The organism is Yimella sp. RIT 621 (assembly GCF_004146205.1).
In the GTDB taxonomy this organism is placed as follows: domain Bacteria; phylum Actinomycetota; class Actinomycetes; order Actinomycetales; family Dermatophilaceae; genus Yimella; species Yimella lutea.
The window spans coordinates 1-5,050 of sequence record NZ_SEIP01000029.1; the positions used below are offsets into that span (position 1 = coordinate 1).

Here is a 5,050-nt window from a genome sequence, read left to right on the forward strand (position 1 = left end):
CCGGCCGGCGTCCGGGGCGGATTCGGGCGAGTCGGGTGGCTTGCGTCACGTGCTGTCGGCGGCGACGGATAATCTTCCTTGCGTTGCACGCTCGGTCGGCCCACGCACGAAGGATGACAGACAGATGGCGCTGGAAACGCTCGACCTCGACGCACTGCGTCGCTGGGTCGTCACCGCGCGCGCCGATCTCGCCACCTACGCCGAGCGGATCAACCGGCTCAACGTCTTCCCGGTACCCGACGGCGACACCGGCACCAACCTGCTGATGACAGTCGACGGTGCGATGGGGTCGCTCGCCTTCACCCAGCCTGCTGACCTGGTGCAGGCGGCGCGCGATCTCGCGCAGGCCACCTTGATGGCCGCACGCGGCAATTCCGGAGTGATCATCAGTCAGGTCGCTCGCGGTGTGGCCGAGGTGCTGACCGAATCTCCCGACCAGCGCATGACCGGAAGGCAACTCGCCGATGCGCTGCGACGGGCAGCGGACTATGCCTGGCGCAGCGTCAGCATCCCGGTCGAGGGGACGATCCTCACGGTGGCGAGCGCCGCCGCCGACGGTGCCGCGATTCAGGCCTCCGGCTCGCTCGAGGACGTCGTGACCGGCGCAGTTCGCGCCGCGGAGATCGCGCTGGTCAACACCACGCACGAACTCCCCACGCTCAAGGAGGCCGGCGTCGTCGATGCCGGGGGCGCAGGATTCGTGGTACTCCTCGACTCGTTGCGTCGGGTCATCGAGGCCGACGCAGGGCCGATCAAGGGCCTCGGCGAACCGCCGTCCTGGCTCGCCGGCGAAGGGGCGATTCGCGACTCCGATTGCGAGAGCATCGAGGGGCCCGGCTACGAAGTGATGTTCATGCTCGCCGAGACCGACGAGTCCCGCGTTTCGCGCTTGCGAGGTGTCCTCGACCGGCTCGGCGACTCCCTCGTCGTGGCGGGGGGACCCGACGTGTGGTCGGTCCACGTGCATGTCGACGATGTCGCTGCAGCCCTCAACGCGGGTGCTGACGCCGGGCGTCCGCACCGGTTCGAGGTGACCCGCTTCCAGGACGAGATCACTGCGCGTCACCCGGTACCTGTTTCCACCGAGACGAAGACGCTCGTCGTCGCCGTCGCAGATTCACCCGGCCTGGCCGAATTGGCCCGCCAGGACGAGCGCATGGTCGTGGCCGGCGACGCCGGGCGCATCGCCCGGGCTTCCGCCGTTCGGGCTGTCCGCGAGACCGGACTGGCCGAGGTGTTGCTCGTGGCTGACGGACGACGTAGCGGTCGCACCGCCGACGCGCTCGAAAAAGCGCTGCGCGACAAGGACATCCGCGTCATGCGTCCCGGCTCGACCGGACCGACCGAGTTCCTGGCGACCCTCACCGTCGCACATCCCGAGCAGGCCGGTGCGGAGGTGATCGCAGCAGTCGACGATGCGCTCGTGAGCCTGTCGACCGGCATCCTGACGATCGCGTCGGAGGAGTTCGAGACCCCGTCCGGCACCTGCCCGAAGGGTGCGGTCGTGGGACGCATCGACGGCGAGGTGATCGAGTACGGCCACGAGGCTCTGCCTGTGGCGGCGCGCGTGGTGCAGACGTTGGTCACCGAACACGACTGCGAGATCGTCACGCTGGTGGTGGGGGAGAAGGTGCCGGACGCCCTTGCCGACACGCTGCGCGCCAGCCTGCGCCGCACCCACCCGGACATCGAGGTGACGATCGTGCAGGGCGGCGGCCCGTATGTTCTGGCCGTCGGGGTGGAGTGAGCGTGCAGGTCACACGGGGTACCGACCTGGCGAAGGTGATCGACAAACGTGTCGCCGGGCGTCTGGCCGAGGCGCGCGACGTCCACACCGTGGGTGGCTTCCTCGATTTCCTGCCGCGTCGATATATCGATGCGAACACAGCCGGACGCCTGGCGGAGTTCCAGGTCGGCGAGATGGCGGTGCTCGTCGCGACCGTGGTCAACGCGAACGCCCGCTCGATGCGTAACCGCAAGGGCCGGATGCTGGAGGCGGTCATCGAGGACGCCGACGGCACGACGGCGCGGCTTGTCTTCTTCCGTGCCTACGGCCACGAACAGAAGCTCGTTCCGGGGGCCACCGCCTTGTTCCGCGGCAAGCTGGAGGCGTACCGCGGGTCGTTCCAGTTGTCCCATCCGGAGTACACCTTCACCACCGACGACTCCGCGAGCGTGTACGCCTCGGGCATCGTCCCCACCTATCTCGCAGTGCCCAAGACGACGGATCTGTCGCTCACGATCGCGATGCAGCAGGTGCTGGGCTCCTGGGAGGGTGAGGACCCGCTGCCTGCCGATCTCCTTGCCAGACATCGACTTCCGTCGATGCACGAGGCATATCGGTTGCTGCACCTGCCCACCTCGCAGGCCGACGTCGGCCGTGGCCGCCGCAGGCTGCGTTACGACGAGGCATTGGTCGTGCAGACGGCGCTGGCCGCACGTCGGGCGCAGTACGACGCCCAGACCGCGACACCGCGCGTGCCCCAGGCGGACGGCCTCCTTGCCCGTTTCGACGAGCGACTGCCGTTCGAACTCACCGCCGGACAGCAGGAAGTGGGTGCTCAGATCGCCGCCGATCTCGCGGCCGAGCGGCCGATGCACCGTCTGCTCCAGGGCGAGGTCGGCTCCGGCAAGACGATCGTCGCGCTCCGAGCGATGTTGGCCACCGTCGACGCCGGCGCGCAGGCCGCGTTGCTCGCTCCCACCGAGGTACTCGCGCAACAACACGAACGTTCCGTCCGCAAGATGCTCGGCGACCTCGCCGAGGGGGGCATGCTCGGCGGCGCCGACGGCGGTACCCGGGTGGCGCTGCTCACCGGCTCGATGAGCAAGTCGGCCAGGGAGCGTGTTCTGCTCGACATCGTCTCCGGCGAGGTCGGCATCGTGATCGGCACGCACGCGCTGATCCAGGACAACGTCAACTTCTTCGATCTGGGACTGGTGGTCGTCGACGAGCAGCACAGATTCGGGGTGGAGCAACGAGATGCCCTGCGCGGCAAGGCAACTCGTCCACCGCACGTCCTGGTGATGACCGCCACCCCCATCCCGCGGACGGTCGCGATCACGGTGTTCGGCGACATGGAGACGTCCGAGTTGCGCCAACTGCCGTCCGGGCGCGCGCCGATCGTGTCCCACGTCGTCCCGGCCGCCAGACCCGGCTGGCTCCAGCGCAGTTGGCAGCGCGTGGCCGAGGAGGTCGGGCGCGGCCACCAGGCGTACGTCGTGTGCCCGCGGATCGGCGCGGAGGACCCGGACGCGTTCCTGGACGACTACGGCATCGCGAACCCCTGGGCCGATGAGTCCGACCTGCTTGACCCGACGAAACAACAGACTGCATCAGTGCTGGAGACCCTCGACACGCTGCGGTCCGAACCTGCCTTGGCGGGCCTACGGATCGAGATGCTGCACGGCCGGATGAGCGCGCAGGAGAAGGAGCTCGCGATGAGCGAGTTCGCGGCCGGCCGCATCCACGTGTTGGTGTCGACCACCGTCATCGAGGTCGGCGTCGACGTGCCCAACTCCACGATGATGGTGATCATGGACGCCGAACGCTTCGGCATCAGTCAGTTGCACCAGTTGCGCGGACGCGTCGGTCGAGGCAGTGCCGGTGGGCTGTGCCTGTTGGTCACCGGTTCGGAGAACCCGGTGACACTCGAGCGGCTCGAGGCCGTCGCTGCGACCAACAACGGATTCGAGCTCGCAGACCTCGACCTGAGCCTGCGACGTGAGGGCGACGTCCTCGGCGGGCGGCAGTCCGGCGGCAAGAGCGGCCTGAAGCACCTACGGATCACCCACCCCAAGGACGTCGAACTCATCGAACTCGCCCGTGCCGACGCAACGCAGCTCATCGCCGACGACCCGACGCTCGCCGACCACCCGGGACTGGCCGAACTCCTGTGGGAACGCCTGGACGCCGAGCAGGTCGCCTTCCTGGAGAGGGGCTGACATGACCCGCATCATCGCCGGTGTCGCGGGCGGACGTCGTTTGGCAACGCCCCCCGGTGACTCCACGCGTCCGACCAGTGAGCGAGTCCGGGAGGCGTTGTTCGCCCGACTCGAACACCTTGATGCGTTGCAGGACGCACGTGTGCTCGACCTCTACGCAGGATCCGGAGTGCTCGGCCTCGAAGCCGCCAGTCGGGGCGCCTGCGCAGTGGTGCTGGTCGAGAAGGACCGCCGCGCGGCGGCGGTGGTGCAGCGCAATGTGCGTGAACTCGGGCTACCGGACGTGCAGGTGCGTACCGAGTCGGTGGAGAAGGTGGTGGCCGGTGCGACGGGGGAGCCCTTCGATCTGGTCCTCATCGACCCCCCGTACGACATCGACGACGCCAATCTCGCCACCGTCCTGCAGCGTCTGGCAGCGGGTTGGCTCAATGAGGACGCGGTGCTGGTGGTGGAGCGCTCGTCGCGCTCGCCCGAGCCGGTGTGGCCGGCCGATGTGGAGTTGATCGGTCCGCGCCGTTACGGCGAGACGACCGTGTGGTTCGCTGAGTTCGTGCCTGAAGGAGATGCCGCGTGAATGATGTGAGCGCCGACGTGCGTCGGGCTGTGAGCCCCGGTTCGTTCGACCCGATCACCGTCGGCCACCTCGACGTGATCACCCGCGCCGCCGAGCTGTTCGACGAGGTCGTCGTGGCGGTCGTCTACAACCCCGACAAGAACGGCACCTTCACGCCCGAGGAACGCGTCCGGCTGATCGAGGAGTCCGTCGCACACCTGCCCAACGTGCGCGCGCAGGCGTTCGGCAACCGGTTGGTCGTCGATGTGTGCCGCGAACTCGACGCGGGCGTGATGATCAAGGGCCTACGCAACGGCACCGACTTCGCGTACGAGATGCCGATGGCTCAGATGAACACCGAGATGACCGGCGTCGAGACGCTCTTCGTCGCGGCCGATCCGAGCGTCTCGCACTACTCCTCCTCGCTGGTGCGGGTGTGTGCGCAGCACGGCGCGGACGTGTCGGCGATGGTGCCGCCCCCGGTACTCGAGCCACTCGTGCAGCGATTGCGCGGTGACTGAGCGCGCCGGTGGCTGAGTGCCGACCGCGAGT

The 5,050-nt window shown here is 68.4% G+C and carries 4 protein-coding genes; all 4 read left to right on the forward strand.

Annotated features, from left to right (window positions below; translation table 11 throughout):
* Window positions 1-124: 124 nt before the first annotated feature.
* Genes EU513_RS15515 through coaD form a run of 4 tightly spaced genes read left to right on the forward strand, consistent with a single transcriptional unit; the run spans window position 125 to window position 5,019 of the window.
* Window positions 125-1,747 (forward strand): DAK2 domain-containing protein, encoded by a 1,623-nt coding sequence (locus EU513_RS15515; protein ID WP_129627773.1) that lies wholly within the window; start codon window positions 125-127, stop codon window positions 1,745-1,747.
* 2 nt (window positions 1,748-1,749) lie between these two features.
* Window positions 1,750-3,945, forward strand: coding sequence for an ATP-dependent DNA helicase RecG (locus tag EU513_RS15520; protein ID WP_129627776.1), 2,196 nt, complete (start codon window positions 1,750-1,752; stop codon window positions 3,943-3,945).
* Window position 3,946: 1 nt separating this feature from the next.
* Window positions 3,947-4,519, forward strand: a complete 573-nt coding sequence (gene rsmD, locus EU513_RS15525; protein WP_129627779.1) for a 16S rRNA (guanine(966)-N(2))-methyltransferase RsmD — start codon at window positions 3,947-3,949, stop codon at window positions 4,517-4,519.
* Entirely contained in the window at window positions 4,516-5,019 is a 504-nt protein-coding gene (gene coaD / locus EU513_RS15530) for a pantetheine-phosphate adenylyltransferase (RefSeq protein WP_342771354.1), read from the forward strand. Before rsmD ends, coaD begins: the two co-directional genes overlap by 4 nt.
* Window positions 5,020-5,050: the final 31 nt, after the last annotated feature.

Excerpts from the sequence above, each read along its gene's own strand:
- EU513_RS15515 (WP_129627773.1), top strand. The coding sequence starts at position 125 with ATGGCGCTGGAAACGCTCGACCTCGACGCACTGCGTCGCTGGGTCGTC.
- rsmD (WP_129627779.1), top strand. The coding sequence starts at position 3,947 with ATGACCCGCATCATCGCCGGTGTCGCGGGCGGACGTCGTTTGGCAACG.